The sequence below is a fragment of the Actinomycetospora sp. C-140 genome (genome assembly GCF_054796175.1).
The window spans coordinates 58,542-78,601 of record NZ_JBTWNF010000022.1 but is presented as its reverse complement, the minus strand read 5'-3'; the positions used below and the strand labels follow the sequence as shown (position 1 = coordinate 78,601).

35 protein-coding genes are annotated in these 20,060 nt (G+C 71.1%); 1 reads left to right on the top strand and 34 read right to left on the bottom strand.

All coding sequences use genetic code 11. From position 1 onward, the window contains the following. Positions 1-63 precede the first annotated feature (63 nt). From ACR9E3_RS28320 to secY, 11 genes are all read right to left on the bottom strand, one after another. Positions 64-1,137 carry a DNA-directed RNA polymerase subunit alpha gene (locus ACR9E3_RS28320; RefSeq protein ID WP_285648686.1) on the bottom strand — a complete coding sequence of 358 codons (1,074 nt, stop codon included), beginning with the start codon at positions 1,135-1,137 and terminating at the stop codon, positions 64-66. An 87-nt stretch (positions 1,138-1,224) separates the two neighbouring features. After that, a complete protein-coding gene (gene rpsD / locus ACR9E3_RS28315; RefSeq protein ID WP_285648687.1) occupies positions 1,225-1,830 on the bottom strand; it encodes a 30S ribosomal protein S4 in 606 nt (201 codons plus the stop codon). A 20-nt stretch (positions 1,831-1,850) separates the two neighbouring features. Further along, the gene (gene rpsK / locus ACR9E3_RS28310; protein ID WP_285648688.1) at positions 1,851-2,261 is read right to left on the bottom strand and encodes a 30S ribosomal protein S11; all 411 of its coding nucleotides are present in this window, start codon (positions 2,259-2,261) and stop codon (positions 1,851-1,853) included. A 29-nt stretch (positions 2,262-2,290) separates the two neighbouring features. Beyond that, positions 2,291-2,671, bottom strand: coding sequence for a 30S ribosomal protein S13 (gene rpsM / locus ACR9E3_RS28305; protein ID WP_460384176.1), 381 nt, complete (start codon positions 2,669-2,671; stop codon positions 2,291-2,293). A gap of 180 nt (positions 2,672-2,851) precedes the next feature. After that, positions 2,852-2,965: a 50S ribosomal protein L36 gene (rpmJ, locus tag ACR9E3_RS28300; protein WP_018330934.1), complete on the bottom strand. Its 114-nt coding sequence runs from the start codon at positions 2,963-2,965 to the stop codon at positions 2,852-2,854. A 23-nt stretch (positions 2,966-2,988) separates the two neighbouring features. Then, entirely contained in the window at positions 2,989-3,210 is a 222-nt protein-coding gene (gene infA / locus ACR9E3_RS28295) for a translation initiation factor IF-1 (RefSeq protein ID WP_030532868.1), read from the bottom strand. Between the two features lie 191 nt (positions 3,211-3,401). Next, complete coding sequence (locus tag ACR9E3_RS28290; RefSeq protein WP_460384175.1) at positions 3,402-3,893, bottom strand: DUF1707 SHOCT-like domain-containing protein; 492 nt, start codon at positions 3,891-3,893, stop codon at positions 3,402-3,404. A 77-nt stretch (positions 3,894-3,970) separates the two neighbouring features. Beyond that, complete coding sequence (locus ACR9E3_RS28285; protein WP_460384174.1) at positions 3,971-5,035, bottom strand: hypothetical protein; 1,065 nt, start codon at positions 5,033-5,035, stop codon at positions 3,971-3,973. Positions 5,036-5,110: 75 nt separating this feature from the next. Continuing rightward, the gene (gene map, locus ACR9E3_RS28280) at positions 5,111-5,875 is read right to left on the bottom strand and encodes a type I methionyl aminopeptidase (RefSeq protein ID WP_460384213.1); all 765 of its coding nucleotides are present in this window, start codon (positions 5,873-5,875) and stop codon (positions 5,111-5,113) included. An 84-nt stretch (positions 5,876-5,959) separates the two neighbouring features. Continuing rightward, complete coding sequence (locus ACR9E3_RS28275; RefSeq protein WP_460384172.1) at positions 5,960-6,517, bottom strand: adenylate kinase; 558 nt, start codon at positions 6,515-6,517, stop codon at positions 5,960-5,962. 69 nt (positions 6,518-6,586) lie between these two features. Continuing rightward, positions 6,587-7,906, bottom strand: a complete 1,320-nt coding sequence (secY, locus tag ACR9E3_RS28270; RefSeq protein ID WP_460384170.1) for a preprotein translocase subunit SecY — start codon at positions 7,904-7,906, stop codon at positions 6,587-6,589. A 12-nt stretch (positions 7,907-7,918) separates the two neighbouring features. On the opposite strand from secY, the gene ACR9E3_RS28265 reads away from it, so the two are divergent. Further along, the gene (locus tag ACR9E3_RS28265) at positions 7,919-8,110 is read left to right on the top strand and encodes a hypothetical protein (RefSeq protein ID WP_460384169.1); all 192 of its coding nucleotides are present in this window, start codon (positions 7,919-7,921) and stop codon (positions 8,108-8,110) included. On the opposite strand, the gene rplO is transcribed toward ACR9E3_RS28265, so the two are convergent. The 23 genes from rplO to tuf form a co-directional block, all read right to left on the bottom strand. After that, positions 8,111-8,566 (bottom strand): 50S ribosomal protein L15, encoded by a 456-nt coding sequence (rplO, locus tag ACR9E3_RS28260; RefSeq protein WP_460384168.1) that lies wholly within the window; start codon positions 8,564-8,566, stop codon positions 8,111-8,113. Continuing rightward, positions 8,559-8,750, bottom strand: coding sequence for a 50S ribosomal protein L30 (gene rpmD, locus ACR9E3_RS28255; protein ID WP_285648694.1), 192 nt, complete (start codon positions 8,748-8,750; stop codon positions 8,559-8,561). Before rpmD ends, rplO begins: the two co-directional genes overlap by 8 nt. Further along, complete coding sequence (gene rpsE / locus ACR9E3_RS28250) at positions 8,750-9,382, bottom strand: 30S ribosomal protein S5 (RefSeq protein WP_460384167.1); 633 nt, start codon at positions 9,380-9,382, stop codon at positions 8,750-8,752. The genes rpmD and rpsE overlap by 1 nt, the downstream gene beginning before the upstream one ends. A gap of 40 nt (positions 9,383-9,422) precedes the next feature. After that, on the bottom strand, positions 9,423-9,830 hold the full coding sequence (gene rplR / locus ACR9E3_RS28245; RefSeq protein WP_460384165.1) for a 50S ribosomal protein L18: 408 nt from the start codon (positions 9,828-9,830) through the stop codon (positions 9,423-9,425). Then, positions 9,830-10,366: a 50S ribosomal protein L6 gene (gene rplF, locus ACR9E3_RS28240; RefSeq protein WP_460384164.1), complete on the bottom strand. Its 537-nt coding sequence runs from the start codon at positions 10,364-10,366 to the stop codon at positions 9,830-9,832. Before rplF ends, rplR begins: the two co-directional genes overlap by 1 nt. A 19-nt stretch (positions 10,367-10,385) precedes the next feature. Further along, the gene (gene rpsH, locus ACR9E3_RS28235) at positions 10,386-10,784 is read right to left on the bottom strand and encodes a 30S ribosomal protein S8 (protein WP_285648698.1); all 399 of its coding nucleotides are present in this window, start codon (positions 10,782-10,784) and stop codon (positions 10,386-10,388) included. Beyond that, complete coding sequence (locus ACR9E3_RS28230; RefSeq protein WP_460384163.1) at positions 10,781-11,050, bottom strand: hypothetical protein; 270 nt, start codon at positions 11,048-11,050, stop codon at positions 10,781-10,783. The genes rpsH and ACR9E3_RS28230 overlap by 4 nt, the downstream gene beginning before the upstream one ends. After that, on the bottom strand, positions 11,047-11,232 hold the full coding sequence (locus ACR9E3_RS28225) for a type Z 30S ribosomal protein S14 (RefSeq protein WP_116708473.1): 186 nt from the start codon (positions 11,230-11,232) through the stop codon (positions 11,047-11,049). The genes ACR9E3_RS28230 and ACR9E3_RS28225 overlap by 4 nt, the downstream gene beginning before the upstream one ends. Position 11,233: 1 nt before the next feature. Further along, entirely contained in the window at positions 11,234-11,806 is a 573-nt protein-coding gene (gene rplE / locus ACR9E3_RS28220; RefSeq protein ID WP_460384162.1) for a 50S ribosomal protein L5, read from the bottom strand. After that, positions 11,803-12,126, bottom strand: coding sequence for a 50S ribosomal protein L24 (gene rplX / locus ACR9E3_RS28215; RefSeq protein ID WP_460384160.1), 324 nt, complete (start codon positions 12,124-12,126; stop codon positions 11,803-11,805). The genes rplE and rplX overlap by 4 nt, the downstream gene beginning before the upstream one ends. 3 nt (positions 12,127-12,129) lie before the next feature. Then, positions 12,130-12,498 carry a 50S ribosomal protein L14 gene (rplN, locus tag ACR9E3_RS28210; protein ID WP_460384159.1) on the bottom strand — a complete coding sequence of 123 codons (369 nt, stop codon included), beginning with the start codon at positions 12,496-12,498 and terminating at the stop codon, positions 12,130-12,132. Positions 12,499-12,547: 49 nt separating this feature from the next. Continuing rightward, complete coding sequence (gene rpsQ / locus ACR9E3_RS28205) at positions 12,548-12,790, bottom strand: 30S ribosomal protein S17 (protein WP_116708554.1); 243 nt, start codon at positions 12,788-12,790, stop codon at positions 12,548-12,550. 128 nt (positions 12,791-12,918) lie between these two features. After that, the gene (gene rpmC, locus ACR9E3_RS28200; protein ID WP_169186800.1) at positions 12,919-13,155 is read right to left on the bottom strand and encodes a 50S ribosomal protein L29; all 237 of its coding nucleotides are present in this window, start codon (positions 13,153-13,155) and stop codon (positions 12,919-12,921) included. Then, complete coding sequence (rplP, locus tag ACR9E3_RS28195) at positions 13,155-13,571, bottom strand: 50S ribosomal protein L16 (protein WP_133829614.1); 417 nt, start codon at positions 13,569-13,571, stop codon at positions 13,155-13,157. The genes rpmC and rplP overlap by 1 nt, the downstream gene beginning before the upstream one ends. Before the next feature lie 4 nt (positions 13,572-13,575). Then, positions 13,576-14,442: a 30S ribosomal protein S3 gene (rpsC, locus tag ACR9E3_RS28190; protein WP_460384158.1), complete on the bottom strand. Its 867-nt coding sequence runs from the start codon at positions 14,440-14,442 to the stop codon at positions 13,576-13,578. Beyond that, positions 14,442-14,852, bottom strand: a complete 411-nt coding sequence (rplV, locus tag ACR9E3_RS28185; RefSeq protein WP_285648703.1) for a 50S ribosomal protein L22 — start codon at positions 14,850-14,852, stop codon at positions 14,442-14,444. The genes rpsC and rplV overlap by 1 nt, the downstream gene beginning before the upstream one ends. 53 nt (positions 14,853-14,905) lie before the next feature. Beyond that, positions 14,906-15,187 (bottom strand): 30S ribosomal protein S19, encoded by a 282-nt coding sequence (gene rpsS / locus ACR9E3_RS28180; protein ID WP_116708465.1) that lies wholly within the window; start codon positions 15,185-15,187, stop codon positions 14,906-14,908. A 23-nt stretch (positions 15,188-15,210) separates the two neighbouring features. Further along, a complete protein-coding gene (rplB, locus tag ACR9E3_RS28175) occupies positions 15,211-16,053 on the bottom strand; it encodes a 50S ribosomal protein L2 (protein ID WP_460384157.1) in 843 nt (280 codons plus the stop codon). Between the two features lie 2 nt (positions 16,054-16,055). Then, the gene (gene rplW / locus ACR9E3_RS28170) at positions 16,056-16,361 is read right to left on the bottom strand and encodes a 50S ribosomal protein L23 (protein WP_274200572.1); all 306 of its coding nucleotides are present in this window, start codon (positions 16,359-16,361) and stop codon (positions 16,056-16,058) included. Continuing rightward, positions 16,358-17,008 (bottom strand): 50S ribosomal protein L4, encoded by a 651-nt coding sequence (rplD, locus tag ACR9E3_RS28165; protein WP_460384212.1) that lies wholly within the window; start codon positions 17,006-17,008, stop codon positions 16,358-16,360. Before rplD ends, rplW begins: the two co-directional genes overlap by 4 nt. A gap of 221 nt (positions 17,009-17,229) precedes the next feature. Further along, positions 17,230-17,883 (bottom strand): 50S ribosomal protein L3, encoded by a 654-nt coding sequence (rplC, locus tag ACR9E3_RS28160; protein ID WP_460384156.1) that lies wholly within the window; start codon positions 17,881-17,883, stop codon positions 17,230-17,232. Positions 17,884-17,942: 59 nt separating this feature from the next. After that, positions 17,943-18,248, bottom strand: coding sequence for a 30S ribosomal protein S10 (gene rpsJ / locus ACR9E3_RS28155; protein ID WP_116708461.1), 306 nt, complete (start codon positions 18,246-18,248; stop codon positions 17,943-17,945). Between the two features lie 410 nt (positions 18,249-18,658). Continuing rightward, entirely contained in the window at positions 18,659-19,852 is a 1,194-nt protein-coding gene (gene tuf / locus ACR9E3_RS28150; protein WP_460384155.1) for an elongation factor Tu, read from the bottom strand. Positions 19,853-20,060 lie beyond the last annotated feature (208 nt).

Genomic DNA, 20,060 nt, shown 5'->3' with positions numbered 1-20,060 from the left:
CTCCCCGGCCCGCGAACGGGACCGGGGAGGGGGCAGCACGTCAGAGTTGCGGGGGAAAAGTGCCTACAGCTGCTCGGTCTCGGCGTAGTCCTGGCCGTCGTCGTCCGGGACCCCGTAGCCGCCGAAGCCGCCGTCGGAGCCGTAGGACTCGAAGCCCTCGGACGGGTAGTCCGCCGCCGCGGCCGACGGGTCGAACCCGGGCGGGCTGTCCTTGAGCGCGAGGCCCAGCCCGGCCAGCTTCATCTTCACCTCGTCGATGGACTTCGCACCGAAGTTGCGGATGTCCAGCAGGTCTGCCTCCGAGCGGCCGACGAGCTCGCCGACCGTGTGGATGCCTTCCCGCTTGAGGCAGTTGTACGACCGGACCGTGAGGTCCAGGTCCTCGATGGGCATCGCGAACGCGGCGATCGAGTCGGCCTCGGCGGGCGAGGGGCCGATCTCGATGCCCTCGGCGTCGACGTTGAGCTCACGGGCCAGGCCGAAGAGCTCGACGAGCGTGCGACCCGCGGACGCGATCGCGTCGCGCGGCGTCATCGACGGCTTGGTCTCGACGTCGAGGATCAGCTTGTCGAAGTCGGTGCGCTGCTCGACGCGGGTCGCCTCGACCTTGTAGCTGACCTTGAGCACCGGCGAGTAGATCGAGTCGACCGGGATGCGGCCGATCTCGGCGCCGGACGCCTTGTTCTGCGCGGCCGGGACGTAGCCGCGGCCACGCTCGACGACCAGCTCGACCTCCAGGCGGCCCTGGTCGTTCAGGGTCGCGATGTGCAGGTCGGGGTTGTGGACCGTCACGCCGGCCGGCGGGACGATGTCACCCGCGGTGACCGTGCCGGGACCCTGCTTGCGCAGGTACATCGTCGCCGGCTCGTCCTCCTCGGAGCTCACGACGAGCTCCTTGAGGTTCAGGATGATGTCGGTGACGTCCTCCTTCACCCCCGGGACGGTGGTGAACTCGTGGAGGACGCCGTCGACACGGATGCTGGTCACGGCCGCGCCCGGGATGGACGACAGCAGGGTGCGACGCAGCGAGTTGCCGAGGGTGTAACCGAAACCCGGCTCCAGCGGCTCGATGACGAACCGGGAACGGGTGTCGTCGATGGCGTCCTCGGAGAGGGCAGGACGCTGGGAGATCAGCACGTACGTTTCCTTCCGATGCGGCGTCCGCTATTTGACGCCGAACCTGAACCCGGCCTGAGCAGGCTGCCCGGGCCGGGGTACCGCGACTTACTTCGAGTAGAACTCGACGATCAGCTGCTCGGAGACGGGCGTGTCGATCTGCGACCGCTCCGGGAGCTGGTGGACGAAGATGCGCAGCGAGTCCGGGACGACCTGCAGCCACCCGGGCACGGGGCGCTCGCCGAAGTTCTCCTTGGCCACCACGAAGGGCAGCATGTTCCGGGACTTGTCCCGGACGTCGATGATGTCGTACTGCGTCACCCGGTAGCTGGGGACGTCGACCTTCTGGCCGTTGACCAGGAAGTGGCCGTGCCCCACGAGCTGGCGGGCCTGGCGCCGGGTCTGCGCGATACCGGCGCGGTAGACCACCGAGTCGAGACGCGACTCGAGCAGGCGCAGGAACTCGTCGCCGGTCTTGCCCTCGCGACGGTTCGCCTCCTCGTAGTACGCGCGCATCTGCTTCTCGATGAGGCCGTAGGTGAAGCGGGCCTTCTGCTTCTCCTGCAGCTGCAGCAGGTACTCGGACTCCTTGATGCGGATCCGGCCGTGCTGCCCCGGCGGGTACGGGCGACGCTCGAAGGACTTGTCGCCGCCGATCAGGTCGACCTTCAGGCGGCGGGACTTCCGCGTGGCGGGTCCGGTGTAGCGAGCCATGTGGTGTGTCTCCTCTCCGCCTAGACCCGGCGACGCTTCGGCGGGCGGCAGCCGTTGTGCGGCTGCGGGGTGACGTCCGAGATCGTGCCGACCTCGAGGCCCGCCGCCTGCAGCGAGCGGATCGCGGTCTCGCGGCCCGAGCCCGGGCCCTTCACGAAGACGTCGACCTTCTTCATGCCGTGCTCGGCGGCCTTGCGGGCGCAGTTCTCGGCAGCCATCTGCGCCGCGAACGGCGTCGACTTGCGCGAGCCCTTGAAGCCCACGTGCCCGGCGGACGCCCAGCTGATGACGTTGCCGGTCGGGTCGGTGATGGAGACGATCGTGTTGTTGAACGTGCTCTTGATGTGCGCGTGGCCGTGGGAGACGTTCTTCTTCTCCCGGCGGCGGACCTTCTTGGCCCCCGCGGCGCCGGCGCGAGTCCTGGGTGGCATCTAGCGGTTCTCCTGGTTCGAGGTGGCGCTCACTTGCGTGCGGCCTTCTTCTTGCCGGCGACGGTCTTCTTCGGACCCTTGCGGGAGCGGGCGTTGGTCTTGGTCCGCTGCCCGTGCACCGGCAGGTTGCGGCGGTGCCGCAGGCCCTGGTAGCTGCCGATCTCGACCTTGCGCCGGATGTCCGCCTGGATCTCGCGGCGCAGGTCGCCCTCGACCCGGAGGTTGTTCTCGATGTACGCGCGCAGGGTGGCGGCGTCACCGTCGGACAGGTCCTTGGAGCGGAGATCGAAGTCGATCCCGGTCTCGGTGAGGATCTCCCGAGACCGGCTGCGGCCGATCCCGAAGATGTAGGTCAGCGCGATCTCCATCCGCTTCTCGCGGGGGAGGTCGACGCCGGAGATGCGTGCCATGGGGTGGCGTGCTCCTGGTGTCGTCCGGGAGGTCTGGCTCCCCGCCCGTCCCGGAGCTGGTGCTCCGGGCCCCGGCCTCCCGTGCCGGGGGTGCTCCGCCGGGACGTGCCGGCGTAGGTGCGGGGAGGTTTCTGGTGTGCGGCCACGCAGGCCGCGTCCGGGCGTGCCCGGGCGTGCGCGTCAGCCCTGGCGCTGCTTGTGACGCAGGTTGTCGCAGATGACCATGACCCGCCCGTGACGGCGGACCACCTGGCACTTGGCGCAGATGCGCTTGACGCTCGGCTGGACCTTCACGTCCTCTTCCTCGCTGACTCGGCTTACTTGTAGCGGTAGACGATCCGGCCGCGCGACAGGTCGTAGGGCGAGAGCTCCACGACGACCTTGTCCTCGGGGAGGATCCGGATGTAGTGCTGGCGCATCTTGCCGCTGATGTGCGCCAGGACCTTGTGCCCGTTCTCGAGCTCCACCCGGAACATCGCGTTGGGCAGGGGTTCGATCACCCGGCCCTCGACCTCGATGGCGCCGTCCTTCTTCGCCATGTCCTCCGCATTCTTCTCGACGTACGCTGTCGTCCGCACGGGACGACCGACGCCGGGGGCGGCGGAGGTCCGAGGGACACGGCGCGCTCGTCACGGCCCCAGCGGCACGAGCGCACGCCGACGCCGGCACGACTCGCGCACCAGCTGTCAAGTGTACGCGCGGCGTGGCGAGGACCTCGCCACCGGGGGGTTCAGCGCCGCAGGGAGCGCGCCCCGCAGGCGAACGGGAACGGCGCCGGGGTCGGCAGCCCCGCCCGCCCGGCGAGCGCGTGCATCGCGAGCACCACACCCCAGGGGCCCGCGACCCAGATCCACCACGGCGCCACGGCGGCACCGGTGCCCACCGACACCGCCACCCAGATCACGACGTTGATCAGCGACACGGCCGCCCACACGGCCACCGCCACGCGCAGCGGCGAGGGACGGCGGCGCTCCGGGACCGCCGCGGGCGAGACGGAGGCCGCCGAGGCCACCGACGCCGCAGCGGGTGCCGGCGCCGGCCCCGTCGGGAGGTCCGCCGTCAGCGGCTCCAGGTCGGCGGCGACCACGGCGCCGTGCGCCGCGCGCACCCGCTCGTCGTACTCCGCGAGGGTCAGCCGGCCCTCGCCGTGCGCCGACGCCAGCCGCTCGGCGACACGTTCACGCTCGACGTCCCCCACCCGCATCCGGTCCGTCCCGGCCACCGCGACCACCCCACTCCTCGAGTCGCGTCGACGATAGCAGGCAGCGGATAGTCCTGCTATCCGTTATCAGGTGTCACTCACTCGGCCTCGGTGCCGCGTCGGCAGGTCGCCGGGGCGCCGCCCGTCCCGTCGTCGAACGGCGGAGCGCACGCCGCCCGGCGGGGCGCCAGCAACGTGCCGCCGCCCGGGGTGAGCGGGCCGTTGTTCTCGACGACCGCGAGCTGGTCCACCACCTCCCGCATCGCCGCCGAGTCGAGGTGCGGGAACTCGCGCAGCGCGGTGCTCTGCACCTGGAACGACCCGGACGGCGCCCCGCCCGTCTCGTCGACCACGTACGCGCCGTAGGTGCGCAGCGCCTCGGCGACCGCGCGGACGTCGGGCTCGGTGATCCCCGACAGGTCCGTGTCCGGCGGGAGGGCGAGCAGCGCGCCCATGGCGACCTGGGGGTTCTCGCCGCCGTAGCGACCCTCGTAGCCGTCGTCGGCCTTCACCGCGGGCCACCGGAAACCGCCGTTCTCCGGGGAACAGCTGGTGGTGCACGGCAGGCTCATCTTGAGCGCGTGGCGCAGGGGCTCGCCCGAGGACAGCTCACCCTCGCGGATCGTGCCGCCGATGCCGGACAGGCCCGACCCGCCGTGGCAGCCCTCGGTGCCGTCGCCGGCGAGCGACTGCGCGGGCCAGGCGAACTCCCAGCTCGGGTCCCCGCCGGGCTCCAGCTCCATCGGCTGCCCCTGCACGACGGTCCGCTCGTCCGGACTCGCGACGAGCAGGGTCGAGCAGTTGTTCCAGGAGCCGTCCGCCCGGAGGTCGGGATCGACGTGCACCTCCCCCGAGCCCGCCCCGCCGAGGGTCCGCACGGGTGCGTCGGGGTCGACCGAGATGTTCTCGACGTCCGCGTAGAGATCGCCGATCCGCGGGTCGAACTCGCCGTACCTCGCTGTCGTGGCCAGCGGCAGGTTCCAGATCGAGTTCCACGCGAACGGCCACGCGTAGACGTCCCGCGACGTCGGCACCTCGGCCGCGCCGGCGACGCCGGCCGTCGGGAGCACCCCGAGCACCGCGGCGAGGACGGCCACCACCGCCACCACGGCCGCCCGGAGAGGCGGGCGACGCGCGGGCTCGACACCCGATCGAGTGATCACGATGATCGAGTCTGGCACGCACGGGCCACGCCCGGGTGCCGAACGCGGAAACCGGACAGGCCGCCCGCGCGACGATCAGGACGCGGGCGCGGTCAGGATGCGCGGGCCGTCATCGGTGACGGCCACCGAGTGCTCCCAGTGCGCGGCGCGGCTGCCGTCCGCGGTGACGACGGTCCAGCCGTCCTCGAGCTCCTCGGTCTCGTCGGTGCCACCGGTGAGCATCGGCTCGATCGCGAGCACCATGCCGGTCCGCAGGCGCATGCCGCTGCCCGCGCGGCCGAGGTTGGGGACGAACGGTTCCATGTGCATCGACGTGCCGATGCCGTGGCCGCCGTAGTCCGCGACGATCCCGTACTCCCGGCCGTCGGCCGCGGCCCGGCGCCGCGCCTCGGACTCGATGGCGTGGCCGACGTCGCCGAGGCGCCCGCCGGGCACCAGTGCCGCGATGCCGGCGTCCATGGCCGCACGGCAGGCCCCGGACAGGTCCTCGTCGCCGGTCGCGGGCGTGCCGACCAGCAGCGTCACCGCGGCGTCGCCGTGCCAGCCCTCGAGGATCGCCCCGCAGTCGACGGAGACGAGGTCGCCGTCGCCGAGCACCTGCTCGCGTGACGGGATGCCGTGCACGACCTGCTCGTTGACCGAGGCGCAGATCGAGGCGGGGAAGCCCATGTACCCGAGGAACGAGGGCACCGCGCCGGCCTCGCGGATGACACCCTCCGCGACCTCGTCGAGGTCGGCGGTGCTCATCCCCGGTCGGACGGCCTCGGTGACGGCCGCGAGCGCGTCGGCGACCACCAGGCCGGTGGCGCGCATCGCCTCGACCTGCCCCGGCGTCTTCATCTCCACGAGGCGCCCCCGCACCCGGTCCGCGATCCCGCCGACCCCGGCCGAGACGACGTCGGCGAGGCTACGGTTCGGCCCCACTCAGTCGTCGGGCTCGTCGGCGAGCGCGTCCATCGCCCGGTCGGTGATCTCCTCGACCGACCCGATGGCGTCCACGCGCACGGCGATGTCCCGGTAGTGCTCGATCAGCGGCTCGGTCTCGGAGCGGTACACGTCCTGCCGGTGACGGATGGTCTCCTCGGTGTCGTCCGAGCGACCGCGGGCCAGGAGCCGCTTCACCAGCTCGTCGTCCTCGACCTCGAAGATCAGGACGGCGTCGAGCCGCTGGCCGAGGTCGCCGAGCACGCTCTCGAGCTCCTGCGCCTGCGCGGTGTTGCGGGGGAAGCCGTCGAGCAGGAACCCCTCCTGCGCGTCGGGCTGGGCGAGCCGGTCCTTCACCATCTTCACCGTGACCTCGTCGGGCACGAGGTCACCGGCGTCGACGTAGCGCTGGGCCTCCTTGCCGAGCTCGGTCTCGTTCTTCATGTTCTCGCGGAAGATGTCGCCGGTGGAGATGTGCGGCGCGTCGAGACGCTCGGCCAGACGCTCGGCCTGCGTTCCCTTGCCCGCTCCCGGCGGGCCCACCAGCACGATCCTCACTGCGCCACTCCCTCGCCCGACATCCCTGTGGAAGAACTTCCGGCCCGCGCCGACCCGGTGCTGTCCCGGTCAGCGCAGGAAACCCTCGTAGTTGCGCTGCATCAGCTGGCTCTCGATCTGTTTCACCGTGTCCAGCCCGACGCCCACCATGATCAGAACAGCCGTGCCCCCGAAGGGGAAGTTCTGGTTCTGCCCTTGACCGGTCAGGCCGAGGAAGAAGTTCGGCAGGACGGCGATGATGCCGAGGTAGATGGAGCCCGGCAAGGTGATGCGCGACAACACGTAGCTGAGGTACTCGGCCGTGGGACGCCCCGGACGGATGCCGGGGATGAACCCGCCGAACTTCTTCATCTCGTCGGCGCGTTCCTCGGTGTTGAACGTGATCGCGACGTAGAAGTACGTGAAGAAGATGATCAGGGCGAAGTACAGCAGGATGTGCAGCCAGTTCGACTGGTTGGCCAGGTAGGTCTGCACGAACCGGGAGAAGCCGGAGTTCTGGTTGCCCGTGATCCGCGAGAGCAGGTCGGGCAGGTAGAGCAGCGACGACCCGAAGATGACCGGGATGACACCCGCCTGGTTGACCTTCAGGGGCAGGTAGGTCGAGGTCCCGCCGTACATCCGCCGCCCGACCATGCGTTTGGCGTACTGCACCGGGATCCGGCGTTGGCCCTGCTCGACGAACACGACGCTCGCGATGATGACGAGCCCGAAGGCGCAGACGACCGTGAACGCCAGCGGGCCGGCGTTCGAGAGGATCGTGTTGCCCTCGGCCGGGATGCGGGCCGCGATCGAGGTGAAGATCAGCAGCGACATGCCGTTGCCGACGCCGCGCTCGGTGACCAGCTCGCCGAACCACATGATCACGGCGGTGCCGGCGGTCATGACGATGACGATGACCGCGAGGTCGAAGATGTCGGCGTTCGGCAGGATCGGGAACTGCGACGGGTCGCAGTCCTGGAAGAGCTGGTTGCGGTCGGCCAGGGCGACGATGCCGGTCGACTGCAGGATCGCGAGGGCGATGGTCAGGTAGCGCGTGTACTGCGTGAGCTTGCCCTGACCGCTCTGCCCCTCCTTCTTGAGCTGCTCGAAGCGCGGGATGACCACGGTCAGCAGCTGGATGATGATGCTGGCCGTGATGTAGGGCATGATGCCCAGCGCGAAGATCGAGAGCTGGAGCAGCGCCCCGCCGGAGAACAGGTTGATCAGCGAGTAGACGCTCGCGGCGTCACTGCCCTGGACCTGCCGCAGGCACTCCTGCACGTTCGAGTAGGAGACGCCCGGCGCCGGGAGCGTGGCTCCGAGGCGGTACACCGCGACGATCCCGAGCGTGAACAGGATCTTCTTGCGCAGGTCCGGTGTGGTCAAGGCTGACCGCACGGCGCCGAGCACTCGGACCTCCAGATGTCGTTCGGCCGCGCCGCCGACCGTGGGTCGCGCGGGGGCCGCGTGGTCGCCGACCACACGCTGCGGGGAGGCGGCGGGGTCGGGCCGGGTCTCGTCGTGCTGACCCGGGGCGAGACTACACGGGCACACGCCGACGGCCCCGGGCCGCTCCTCCACGTCGCGGAGGGCGGCGCCGGGGCCGGCGGGTGACTACTCGACGACGGTCGCGCTGCCGCCCGCGGCGGACAGCTTCTCGCTCGCCGAGCCCGAGAACGCGTGCGCGCTCACGCGCAGCGTCACCGAGCCGACCTCGCCGGTGCCCAGCACCTTGACGGGGTGGCCCGGGCGGACCGCGCCGGCGGCCACGAGCTCGGCCGGGCCGACCTCGCCGCCGTCGGGGAACAGCCGCGCCAGGTCGCCGACGTTGACGACCTGCGCGACCACCTTGTTGCGGTTGCGGAAGCCCTTGAGCTTCGGCAGACGCATCTGCAGGGGCATCTGGCCGCCCTCGAACGTCGCGGGGACGTTCTTGCGGGCGCCGGTGCCCTTGGTGCCGCGACCGGCGGTCTTGCCCTTCGAGGCCTCACCGCGACCCACACGGGTCTTCTCGGTCCTCGACCCGGGCGCCGGACGCAGGTGGTGCAGCTTGATGGGCGACTCAGCCATTGCCGGACACCTCCTCCACCGTCACGAGGTGACGGACGGTGTTGATCAGGCCGCGGTTCTGGGGCGTGTCCGGGCGCACGACGCTCGCGCCGATGCGACGCAGCCCCAGGGTCCGCAGCGTCTCGCGCTGGTTGCGCTTGCCGCCGATCTCCGAGCGGGTCTGCGTGACCTTGAGGTCCGACATCACGCCCCCTGACCGGCGCGGGCCCGCAGCATGCGGGCCGGCGCGACGTCCTCGATCGGCAGGCCACGGCGGGCGGCGACGGCCTCGGGCACCTGGAGGGCCTTCAGCGCCGCCACGGTGGCGTGCACGATGTTGATCGCGTTCTGGCTGCCCAGGGACTTGGACAGCACGTCCGCGATGCCCGCGCACTCCAGCACCGCGCGCACCGGGCCGCCGGCGATGACACCGGTACCGGGGCTGGCGGGGCGCAGCAGGACCACGCCGGCCGCCTCCTCGCCCTGCACGGGGTGCGTGATGGTGCCGCCGACGCGCGGGACGCGGAAGAAGTTCTTCTTCGCCTCCTCGACGCCCTTGGCGATCGCCGCCGGCACCTCCTTGGCCTTGCCGTAGCCGACACCGACCATCCCGTCGCCGTCACCGACGACGACCAGGGCGGTGAAGCTGAAGCGACGGCCGCCCTTGACGACCTTGGCCACGCGGTTGATGGCGACGACGCGCTCGAGGTGCGGGGTGCGGTCCTGCTGGCGGTCGCGGCCGCCCTGCTGGCGGTCGCGACCGGCGCTGCCGCCCTGACGCTCGCCGCCCTGTGCGCCCGAGCCCGCGGGCCCGTCGCGCCGTGTGCGTCCCGGCATCAGGCGTTCCTTCCGTTCGTGTTCATCTCCGAGGCGCTCATCAGAACTGGAGCCCTCCTTCACGGGCCGCGTCCGCGAGCTGCGCGATGCGGCCGTGGTAGCGGCGACCGCCGCGGTCGAAGACGACCGCGTCGATCCCCTGGTCCTTGGCGCGGGAGGCGACGAGCTGCCCGACCTTCGCGGCCTGGGCCTTCTTGTCGCCCTCCATCCCGCGCACGTCGGCCTCGAGGGTCGAGGCGTGGGCGAGGGTGTGCCCGGCGATGTCGTCGACGACCTGGGCCGTGATGTGCCGCGTGGAGCGGGTGACGACCAGGCGGGGCCGCGACGGCGTGCCGGCGATCTTCTTGCGCAGCCGGACGTGGCGTCGGGTGCGACCCGCGCGGCGGGTCTCCGACACGTTCTTGCCCAGGTGCCCCCGAGCCTTGGTGGTGGTCGCGTTCTCTGCCATCACTTGCCCGTCTTCCCGACCTTGCGGCGGATGTGCTCGCCGGCGTAGCGGACGCCCTTGCCCTTGTAGGGGTCGGGACGGCGCAGCCAGCGGATGTTGGCGGCCACCTGGCCGACCAGCTGCTTGTCGATGCCCTGCACGGAGAACCGGGTGGGGCTCTCGACCGCGAACGTGATGCCCTCCGGCGGAGCGATCTTCACCGGGTGGCTGAAGCCCAGCGCGAACTCGAGGTCCGAGCCGCGCAGCTGGACGCGGTAGCCGACGCCGTGGATCTCGAGCTTCCGCTCGTAACCCTGCGAGACGCCCTGCACGAGGTTGTTGAGCAGCGAGCGCGACAGGCCGTGCAGCGCGCGGCTCTCGCGCTCGTCGTCGGGGCGCGCCACCGAGAGCACGCCGTCGTCGAGCGAGACCGTGATGGGCTCGTCGACCTGGTGGCTCAGGGTGCCCTTCGGGCCCTTGACCGTGACGTTCTGCCCGTCGACGGTGACGTCGACGCCCGACGGCACGGTGATCGGGGCCTTGCCGATGCGTGACATGGTTCGGTTCCCCTTCCCGCTACCAGACGAAGGCGAGGACTTCCCCGCCCATCCGTCGCTGGTGGGCCTGGCGGTCGGTCAGCAGGCCCGAGGACGTCGAGATGATCGCGACGCCGAGGCCGCCGAGCACCCGCGGGAGCTCGTTGGACTTCGCGTAGACCCGCAGGCCGGGCTTGGAGACCCGCTTGATGCCGGCGATGCTGCGCTCGCGGTTGGGGCCGTACTTGAGGTCGACGACGAGCGACTGGCCCACCGTCGCGGCCTCGGTGCGGTACCCGGCGATGTAGCCCTGGTCGAGCAGGACCTGCGCCACGTGGGTCTTGAGCTTGCTGTGCGGCATGGTCGCGCTCTCGTGGAACGCCGAGTTGGCGTTCCGGATGCGCGTGAGCATGTCCGCGATCGGGTCGGTCATCGTCATGACCAGGTCACCTTCCTCGCCGTGGTTCCCCGGGTGGCGCGCAGAGAGGTCCTGCGGACGCTCCCGATGGCGGGCCTGCGGCGTGTGGAGCTGCTGTCAGCGGTGGGTCGGGTGCGCGGCTGCCCCGGCATCTGGGCCGTGCCGTCGAGCAGGTGCTCGCGGTGGGCGACGCGCTGGATGAGGCGCAGGAGCTCGGGGTCGATCGCCCCGCCCTGCGGCTCGTCCGGGGCCTCGGTGGTGTTCCCCGCGGTGTTCGCGGCGCTCACCAGGACGCCTTGCTCACGCCCGGGAGCTCGCCCCGGTGCGCCATCTCGCGCAGGCAGACGCGGCAGAGCCCGAACTTGCGCAGCACGGCGCGGGCACGCCCGCAGCGGTTGCAACGGGTGTAGCCGCGCACCGCGAACTTCGGCTTGCGCGCCGCCTTGTTGACCAGTGCTTTCTTCGCCATCTCAGTTCTCCCTGAACGGGAAGCCGAGCTGACGGAGCAGCGCCCGGCCCTCCTCGTCGGTCGTCGCGGAGGTGACCACGGTGATGTCCATCCCCCGCGGCCGGTCGATCGAGTCCTGGTCGATCTCGTGGAACATCGTCTGGTCGGTGAGACCGAACGTGTAGTTGCCCGAGCCGTCGAACTGCTTGGGCGACAGACCGCGGAAGTCGCGGATGCGCGGCAGGCCGATGGTCAGCAGGCGGTCCAGGAACTCCCACATCCGCGCGCCCCGCAGGGTGGTGCGGGCGCCGATCGGCATGCCCTCGCGCAGCTTGAACTGCGCGATCGACTTGCGGGCCCGGCGGATCTCGGGCTTCTGGCCGGCGATGAGGGTGAGGTCGCGGACCGCGCCCTCCATGAGCTTGGAGTCGCGGGCGGCCTCGCCCACGCCCATGTTCACGACGACCTTGACCACGCCCGGGATCAGCATCGGGTTCGCGTAGCCGAACTCCTCGTTGAGGGCCGGCTTGATCGCGTCGTGGTAGCGCTGCTTGAGGCGCGGGCGGGTCGTCTCGGGAGCTTCGGTGCTGGTCACGAGAGGTCCTTCCCGCTGCGGCGCGAGATGCGCACGCGCTTCGACTCGCCCTCGCCGCCGGCACGGACGCCGACGCGGGTCGGCTTGCCGTCGGCGTCGACCACCATGACGTTCGAGACGTGGATCGCCGCTTCCTGCGTGACGATCCCGCCGCTCTGCGCGCCGCGCTGGTTGGCCGACTGGGCGGTGTGCTTCTTGATCCGGTTGACGCCCTCGACGAGCACGCGCTCGCGGTCGGGGTAGGCCTGGATGACCTTGCCCTTGGCGCCCTTGTCCTTGCCGGCGATGACGACGACCGTGTCGCCCTTCTTGACCTTCATCTGCTACAGCACCTCCGGCGCGAGCGAGATGATCCGCATGAACCTCTTGTCGCGCAGCTCGCGGCCCACCGGACCGAAGATGCGGGTCCCGCGGGGCTCACGGTCGTTCTTGATGAGCACGGCGGCGTTCTCGTCGAACTTGATGTACGAGCCGTCCGGGCGGCGCTTCTCCTTGCGGGTGCGCACGACGACGGCCTTCACGACCTCGCCACGCTTGACGCCGGCGGCCGGGATGGCCTCCTTGACGGTCGCCACGATGACGTCGCCGATCCCCGCGTAGCGCCGGGACGAGCCACCGAGCACACGGATGCACAGGATCTCCCTGGCACCCGTGTTGTCGGCGACCCGGAGGCGCGACTCCTGCTGGATCACTGCTTCTCTCCTGACCTACCCGCACGCGGCGGATGGTTTCCGGTGACGATTATTTTGCCTTCTCGAGGATCTCGACCAGGCGCCACCGCTTGGTGGCCGACAGCGGCCGGGTCTCCATGAGGAGCACGCGGTCGCCGGGACCGGCAGTGTTCTCCTCGTCGTGCGCCTTGACCTTCTTCGTGCGCCGGATGACCTTCGAGTAGCGCGGGTGCTTCACCCGGTCCTCGAGGCTGACGACGATGGTCTTGGCCATCTTGTCGGAGACGACCAGGCCCTCACGCACCTTGCGCAGGCCGCGGTCGTCGTTGCGCTCCGACGCCGGGCTCTGCTGGGCGTTCTCGCCCTGCTTGACCTCGGCGCGGACCTGCTCCTGCTCGTCACGCTCCGGGGCCGTCGCCCCCGAGCTGGTCTGCGGCTCGCTCATGCCGCTCCCTCCTCATCGGGGGCGACCGACAGGCCGAGCTCACGCTCGCGCATCACCGTGTAGATGCGCGCGATGTCGTGACGCACGGTCCGCAGTCGACGGTTGTTGTCCAGCTGCCCGGTGGCCATCTGGAACCGGAGGTTGAACAGCTCCGCCTTGGCCTCGCGGGCCCGGGCGACGAGCTCCTCTCCGGTCAGCTCGCGCAGCTCGCTGGCGGGGGTCCCGGCGGCCATCAGAACGTCTCCTCACGGCTCACGATGCGGCAGCGCATCGGCAGCTTGTGCTGCGCGCGGCGCAGCGCCTCGCGGGCCGTGGCCTCGTTGGGGTAGCTCATCTCGAACATGACCCGGCCCGGCTTCACGTTCGCCACCCACTTCTCGGGCGAGCCCTTGCCGGAACCCATGCGGGTCTCGGCGGGCTTCTTGGTCAGCGGCCGGTCCGGGAAGATGTTGATCCACACCTTGCCGCCACGACGGATGTGCCGCGTGATGGCGATACGGGCCGACTCGATCTGCCGGTTGGTGACGTAGGCGTGCTCCAGGGCCTGGATGCCGTAGTCGCCGAAGGACATCTGGGTGCCGCCCTTGGCGGCGCCCGTCCGGTCCGGCCGGTGCTGCTTGCGGTACTTGACCTTGCGGGGGATCAGCATGGCTCTAGGACTCCGTCTGCGTGGTCGCCTCGGGGGCGGCGCCGGCGGGGGCCCCGCCCGTGCTGGCGCCGGCGGCCGCCTGCTCCGCCGCCGCGCGCCCGGCCTCGGTGCTCGTGCCGGTGGTGCCGGACGAGCCGGACCGGCGGCCACGGGGACGGTCGCCACCGCCGCCGCGGCCACGGCCGCCGCGCGGGTCGCGGGTCGCGGCGTCGAGCGCGGCCTGGCGCTCGGACTCGCGCTTGCCGCCGACGACGTCGCCCTTGTAGATCCAGACCTTCACGCCGATGCGGCCGAAGTTGGTCCGGGCCTCGAACAGGCCGTAGTCGATCTCCGCGCGGAGCGTGTGCAGCGGCACCCGTCCCTCGCGGTAGAACTCGGAGCGCGACATCTCGGCGCCGCCGAGCCGGCCGGAGCACTGCACCCGGATGCCCTTCACGCCGGGCGAGCGCATGGCCGACTGCATGGCCTTGCGCATCGCGCGCCGGAACGACACGCGGTTGGACAGCTGCTCGGCCACGCCCTGCGCGACGAGCTGCGCGTCCGCCTCGGCGCCCTTGACCTCGAGGATGTTGAGCTGGACCTGCTTGCCGGTCAGCTTCTCGAGGTTGCCCCGCAGGCGGTCGGCCTCGGCGCCGCGGCGGCCGATGACGATGCCCGGGCGGGCGGTGTGGATGTCGACGCGCACGCGGTCACGGGTGCGCTCGATCTCGACCTTGGAGATGCCGGCCCGCTCCATGCCCTTGGAGAGCATGCGACGGATCTTCACGTCCTCGGCGACGTAGTCGGCGTACTGCTTGTCGGCGTACCAGCGCGACTTCCAGTCGGTAGTGATGCCGAGGCGGAAGCCGTGCGGGTTGATCTTCTGGCCCATCAGCGGCCACTCCTCTTCGCGCGCGACCGGCCGCCCTGCGCCGGGGCGACCTCGGTCACCTCGACGTAGATGTGGCTGGTCCGCTTCCGGATGCGGTACGCCCGGCCCTGCGCGCGGGGCTGGAACCGCTTCATGGTCGGACCCTCGTCCACGGTGATCGTCGAGATCACCAGGTTGGCGGAGTCCAGGTCGAAGTTGTTCTCGGCGTTGGCCACCGCGCTCGCGACGAGCTTGGCGACCGGACGGGCCGCCTTGAGCTCGGCGAACTCCAGCACCGAGGCGGCCTGGCCGACGGGCATGCCGCGCACCAGGTCCACCACGCGGCGGACCTTCATCGGCGACATGCGCACGTAGCGCGCCCGCGCGACGGCCCCGCGGGGAGCCGTGGCGGTGTCGGCTGCTGCGGTCATTCGGACGTACCTTCCTTGTCTCGAGCCATGGGGGGTCCCGCGCTCCTCATCGCCTAGCGGCGACGGGAGCGGCGGTCCTCCTTGACGTGCCCGCGGAACGTGCGGGTCGGGGCGAACTCGCCGAGCTTGTGCCCGACCATGGACTCCGAGACGAACACCGGGACGTGCTTGCGCCCGTCGTGCACGGCCAGCGTGTGGCCGATCATGTCCGGAATGATCGTCGACCGCCGGGACCAGGTCCGGATGACGGTCTTGCGGTTGGCCTCGTTGAGCGCGTCCACCTTCTTGAGCAGGTGGTCGTCGACGAACGGGCCCTTCTTGAGACTGCGTGGCATCGCTTCGCTCCCTCCTGCTCTCGTCAGCGCTTCTTCTTGCCCTTGCCGGTGCGGCGGCGACGCACGATCATGCGGTCGCTCTCCTTCCGGCTCCGGGTGCGGCCCTCGGGGGTGCCGGCGGGGTTCACCGGGTGGCGACCGCCGGAGGTCTTGCCCTCACCACCGCCGTGCGGGTGGTCGACCGGGTTCATGACGACACCGCGGACGGTGGGGCGCTTGCCCCGCCAGCGGTTGCGGCCCGCCTTGCCCCAGTTGATGTTCGAGTGCTCGGCGTTGCCGACCTCGCCGATGGTGGCGCGGCAGCGGACGTCGACGTTGCGGATCTCGCCCGAGGGCATCCGCAGCTGGGCGTAGGGACCGTCCTTGGCCACCAGCTGCACGCGCGCGCCGGCCGAGCGGGCGATCTTCGCGCCGCCGCCGGGGCGGAGCTCGATCGCGTGGATCACCGTGCCGGTGGGGATGTTGCGCATCGGCAGGTTGTTGCCCGGCTTGATGTCGGCCTTGGGGCCGGCCTCGACGTTGTCGCCCTGACCGAGGCGCTCCGGCGCGATGATGTAGCGCTTCTCGCCGTCGGCGTAGTGCAGCAGCGCGATGCGGGCGCTGCGGTTGGGGTCGTACTCGATGTGCGCGACCTTGGCCGGCACGCCGTCCTTGTCGTGGCGACGGAAGTCGATGAGCCGGTACGCCCGCTTGTGGCCGCCGCCCTGGTGACGCGTGGTGATGCGCCCGTGGACGTTGCGGCCGCCCTTGTTGTGCAGCGGACGGACCAGCGACTTCTCGGGGTGGTCGCGCGTGATCTCGGCGAAGTCCGAGACGCTCGCGCCGCGCCGCCCGGCGGTCGTCGGCTTGTACCTGCGGATTCCCATGGTCAGCTCCCTGCCCCGGGTGCGCCGAAGACGTCGATGGTCCGGCTCTCGGGCGTCACCGTCACGACCGCGCGCTTGGTGTCCTTGCGCTTGCCGAAGCCGCGGCGGGAGCGCTTGCGCTTGCCCTCGCGGTTCAGCGTGTTCACGCTGGCCACCTGCACGTCGAAGATCTCCTGGACGGCGATCTTGATCTGCGTCTTGTTCGCGTCCGGGCGCACCAGGAACGTGTACTGGCGCTCCTCGAGCAGGCCGTAGCTCTTCTCGGAGATGACCGGCGCGATGATCACGTCTCGCGGGTCGGCGATCACTTCTCGTCCTCCTGTCCCCGCAGGCGCGAGGCCACGAAGGCCTCGAGCGCGGCCGACGTGAAGACCACGTCGTCGGCGCGCAGGACGTCGTAGGTGTTGAGCTGGTCCGGCGTGAGCTGGTGGACCGTCGGGAGGTTGGCCACGCTGCGGCGGCCGGCCTCGTCGTCGCGGGTGATGACCGCGAGCACCGTGCGGTGCTCCCGGCTCGGCTCCACGACGCCCTCGAGCGCGCTGCGCGCGCCCTTGGTGGACGGCGCCCCGCCGTCGACCAGCGCGGAGAAGACGTGGATGCGCTCGTGGCGGGCGCGGTCCGAAAGCGCGCCGCGCAGGGCCGCCGCCTTCATCTTCTTCGGGGTCCGCTGGTCGTAGTCGCGCGGCGTCGGGCCGTGGACGGTGCCGCCGCCGGTGAACTGCGGCGCGCGCACCGAGCCCTGCCGGGCGCGGCCGGTGCCCTTCTGCCGGTACGGCTTCTTGCCGCCGCCCCGGACCTCACCGCGGGTCTTGGTGTCGTGCGTGCCCTGGCGGGCCGCCGCGAGCTGCGCGGTGACGACCTGGTGCATCAGCGCGGTGCTGGCCGGCGCGTCGAAGAGCTCACCGGGGAGCTCGACGGAGCCGTCGGTGCCGCCCGCGGGCGTGTGCACCGCCACCGAGCGGGTCTCGCCGGCGGCCTGCGCGTGCGCGTCGCGACGAGCGAGACGCCGGGCCTCGCCGGCGCTGTAGCCGCTGCGCCGAGTCGCACCGCCGCGGCGGGCGGTCCGCAGCGTCGCCGTGGCGGCCGCCGTGGAGGAGCCGGCGCCGGACGAGACCTGCTCGCCGCCGTCGACGCCCTCGGTGTCGGTCACGCCGGGGGTGTGTCCGTCGGGGGTGGTCACTGGGCACCGCCCTTCGCGGGATCGGCCTTGGCCGCCGTGGTGACGAGGACCAGCCCGCCGCGCGGGCCGGGGACGGCGCCGCGGATCAGCAGCAGGCCCGCGTCGGCGTCCACGCCGTGCACGGTCAGGTTCTGGGTGGTGGTCTTGACGTGGCCCATGCGGCCGGCCATGCGCGTGCCCTTGAAGACGCGCGCCGGGGTGGCGCAGCCGCCGATGGCGCCGGGCGAGCGGTGCTTGCGCTGCGTGCCGTGGCTGGCCCCGAGGCCGCCGAAGCCGTGGCGCTTCATGACACCGGCGGTGCCCTTGCCCTTGCTCGTGCCCGAGACGTCCACGACGGCGCCGGCGGAGAACGCCTCGGCGTTGATCTCCTGGCCGACCTCGTACTCGCTCGCGTCGCTGGTGCGCAGCTCGGCGAGGTGGCGGCGCGGGGTCACGCCGGCCTTCGAGAAGTGGCCGGTCTCGGGCTTGTTCACCTTGCGCGGGTCGATCGCGCCGTAGGCGATCTGCACGGCGTTGTAGCCGTCCACCGACGGGGTACGCACCTGCGTCACGACGCACGGCCCGGCCTTGACGACCGTGACCGGCACGACGCGGTTCGCCTCGTCGAAGACCTGGGTCATGCCGACCTTGGTGCCGAGGACGCCGCTCATCTTCCGCTCCGGCCGCGCCGGAGCGACGTTCGCTGCAGTCGCTGTAGTCACTGCCGACCTCACTGGATGTTCACGTCGACGCTCGCCGGCAGGTCGATGCGCATGAGCGCGTCCACCGTCTTCGGCGTCGGGTCGACGATGTCGATCAGTCGCTTGTGGGTGCGCATCTCGAAGTGCTCGCGCGAGTCCTTGTACTTGTGCGGCGAGCGGATGACGCAGTAGATGTTCTTCTCGGTCGGCAGCGGCACGGGCCCGACCACGGAGGCGCCGGTGCGCGTCACGGTCTCGACGATCTTGCGAGCCGACGCGTCGATCGCTTCGTGGTCGTAGGCCTTGAGCCGGATGCGGATCTTCTGTCCCGCCATGGTGGCTTTGCCGTTCCTCTTCTCGTCCCGCCGGGGGCGTGCGCCCCCGGTGGCTGGCCAGGTTCTCGAGATGCCCCGGTGCGTGCCGGCCGGACCCACATCCCCGACCGGGACCGTCTCCGGTCCACGCGGTCGGGCGTGTCGAATCCGTCGCCAGGCTCCGCCACGTGCTCGCGCACGGTGCGGGCCCGCGGACCTCGCGCTGTTCAACGTGTGTCCGTCCCGCGCCCGTGGCGGGCGGCGGCACGGTGGGGCCCGGCGTGGCCGGGACCCGGGCCCACGGTGTGGCTCTCGGACCCCCGCTCACAGCAGGGCGGCCGGCTCGGTACCGCATGAGCCGACCGCCCTGTGCGAGCTAGGACTCCAGTGTCGCACGGGCGCTCGCGCGCCCGTTCACCGGGGCCCCGGTACTACTTGCTGATCTTCGTGACCTGACCGGCGCCGACCGTCCGGCCACCCTCACGGATGGCGAACTGGAGGCCCTCCTCCATGGCGATCGGCTGGATCAGCTGGACGGACATCTCGGTGTTGTCACCGGGCATGACCATCTCGGTGCCCTCCGGGAGCGTCACGACGCCGGTGACGTCGGTGGTCCGGAAGTAGAACTGCGGGCGGTAGTTGTTGAAGAACGGCGTGTGCCGACCGCCCTCGTCCTTGCCCAGGATGTAGACCTGGCCCTCGAACTCGGTGTGCGGGGTGATCGAGCCCGGCTTGCCGATGACCATGCCGCGCTCGACGTCCTCGCGCTTGATGCCGCGCAGGAGGAGACCGACGTTGTCGCCGGCGCGACCCTCGTCGAGGAGCTTGCGGAACATCTCGATGCCCGTGGTGGTGGTCTTCGTCGACTTCGCGCGGATGCCGATGATCTCCACCTCCTCGTTCACCTTGACGATGCCGCGCTCGACGCGGCCGGTGACGACCGTGCCGCGACCGGTGATGGTGAAGACGTCCTCGACGGGCATGAGGAACGGCTTGTCGGTGTCACGCTCCGGCGACGGGATGTTGTCGTCGACGGCGTCCATCAGGCTCATGATGGCGTCGCCCCACTCGGCGTCGCCCTCGAGCGCCTTGAGCGCGGAGACGCGGACCACGGGGAGGTCGTCGCCCGGGAAGTCCTGCGAGCTCAGCAGCTCGCGGACCTCCATCTCGACGAGCTCCATGATCTCCTCGTCGTCGACCATGTCCGCCTTGTTCAGCGCCACCACGATGTAGGGGACGCCGACCTGGCGGGCGAGCAGCACGTGCTCGCGGGTCTGCGGCATGGGGCCGTCGGTGGCGGCCACCACGAGGATGGCGCCGTCCATCTGGGCCGCGCCGGTGATCATGTTCTTGACGTAGTCGGCGTGCCCGGGGCAGTCGACGTGCGCGTAGTGGCGCTTCTCGGTCTGGTACTCGACGTGCGCGATCGAGATCGTGATGCCGCGCTGCCGCTCCTCGGGCGCCTTGTCGATCATGTCGAACGCCGACGCCTGGTTGAGCTGCGGGAACTTGTCGTGCAGCACCTTGGTGATCGCCGCGGTGAGCGTCGTCTTCCCGTGGTCGATGTGACCGATCGTGCCGATGTTGACGTGCGGCTTGGTCCGCTCGAACTTGGCCTTCGCCACTGCTCTCGTCCTCCTGGACTTCTGTTCTCCTGGCCCGCCCCGTGGTGGGAGCCGGGCCAAGTGGTGCTCGTCGGTGTGGGTCCTGCCGTGTCTCGGAGGACCGAGAGACCCGACACGAGGCTAGCGAAAGCCTCGCGCGGGCCCGCGACCTGGTCCGTTGTCGGCCGTCGGCGCGGCGGCTCCGCTGCGCTTCGTGCCGGAGGGACCC

Bases quoted from the DNA above. Each gene is read 5' to 3' on its own strand.
- rpsD (WP_285648687.1), bottom strand. From the start codon at position 1,830: ATGGCTCGCTACACCGGACCCGCCACGCGGAAGTCCCGCCGCCTGAAG.
- rpsK (WP_285648688.1), bottom strand. From the start codon at position 2,261: ATGCCACCCAGGACTCGCGCCGGCGCCGCGGGGGCCAAGAAGGTCCGC.
- rpsM (WP_460384176.1), bottom strand. From the start codon at position 2,671: ATGGCACGCATCTCCGGCGTCGACCTCCCCCGCGAGAAGCGGATGGAG.
- infA (WP_030532868.1), bottom strand. From the start codon at position 3,210: ATGGCGAAGAAGGACGGCGCCATCGAGGTCGAGGGCCGGGTGATCGAA.
- map (WP_460384213.1), bottom strand. From the start codon at position 5,875: ATGAAGACGCCGGGGCAGGTCGAGGCGATGCGCGCCACCGGCCTGGTG.
- ACR9E3_RS28265 (WP_460384169.1), top strand. From the start codon at position 7,919: ATGTCGTTCGGCCGCGCCGCCGACCGTGGGTCGCGCGGGGGCCGCGTG.
- rplO (WP_460384168.1), bottom strand. From the start codon at position 8,566: ATGGCTGAGTCGCCCATCAAGCTGCACCACCTGCGTCCGGCGCCCGGG.
- rpmD (WP_285648694.1), bottom strand. From the start codon at position 8,750: ATGTCGGACCTCAAGGTCACGCAGACCCGCTCGGAGATCGGCGGCAAG.
- rpsE (WP_460384167.1), bottom strand. From the start codon at position 9,382: ATGCCGGGACGCACACGGCGCGACGGGCCCGCGGGCTCGGGCGCACAG.
- rplR (WP_460384165.1), bottom strand. From the start codon at position 9,830: ATGGCAGAGAACGCGACCACCACCAAGGCTCGGGGGCACCTGGGCAAG.
- rplF (WP_460384164.1), bottom strand. From the start codon at position 10,366: ATGTCACGCATCGGCAAGGCCCCGATCACCGTGCCGTCGGGCGTCGAC.
- rpsH (WP_285648698.1), bottom strand. From the start codon at position 10,784: ATGACGATGACCGACCCGATCGCGGACATGCTCACGCGCATCCGGAAC.
- ACR9E3_RS28225 (WP_116708473.1), bottom strand. From the start codon at position 11,232: ATGGCGAAGAAAGCACTGGTCAACAAGGCGGCGCGCAAGCCGAAGTTC.
- rplX (WP_460384160.1), bottom strand. From the start codon at position 12,126: ATGAAGGTCAAGAAGGGCGACACGGTCGTCGTCATCGCCGGCAAGGAC.
- rpmC (WP_169186800.1), bottom strand. From the start codon at position 13,155: ATGGCCGCCGGGACCCCCGCCAGCGAGCTGCGCGAGCTGACCGGAGAG.
- rplP (WP_133829614.1), bottom strand. From the start codon at position 13,571: ATGCTGATCCCCCGCAAGGTCAAGTACCGCAAGCAGCACCGGCCGGAC.
- rpsC (WP_460384158.1), bottom strand. From the start codon at position 14,442: ATGGGCCAGAAGATCAACCCGCACGGCTTCCGCCTCGGCATCACTACC.
- rplV (WP_285648703.1), bottom strand. From the start codon at position 14,852: ATGACCGCAGCAGCCGACACCGCCACGGCTCCCCGCGGGGCCGTCGCG.
- rpsS (WP_116708465.1), bottom strand. From the start codon at position 15,187: ATGCCACGCAGTCTCAAGAAGGGCCCGTTCGTCGACGACCACCTGCTC.
- rplB (WP_460384157.1), bottom strand. From the start codon at position 16,053: ATGGGAATCCGCAGGTACAAGCCGACGACCGCCGGGCGGCGCGGCGCG.
- rplC (WP_460384156.1), bottom strand. From the start codon at position 17,883: ATGAGCGGCGTCCTCGGCACCAAGGTCGGCATGACCCAGGTCTTCGAC.
- rpsJ (WP_116708461.1), bottom strand. From the start codon at position 18,248: ATGGCGGGACAGAAGATCCGCATCCGGCTCAAGGCCTACGACCACGAA.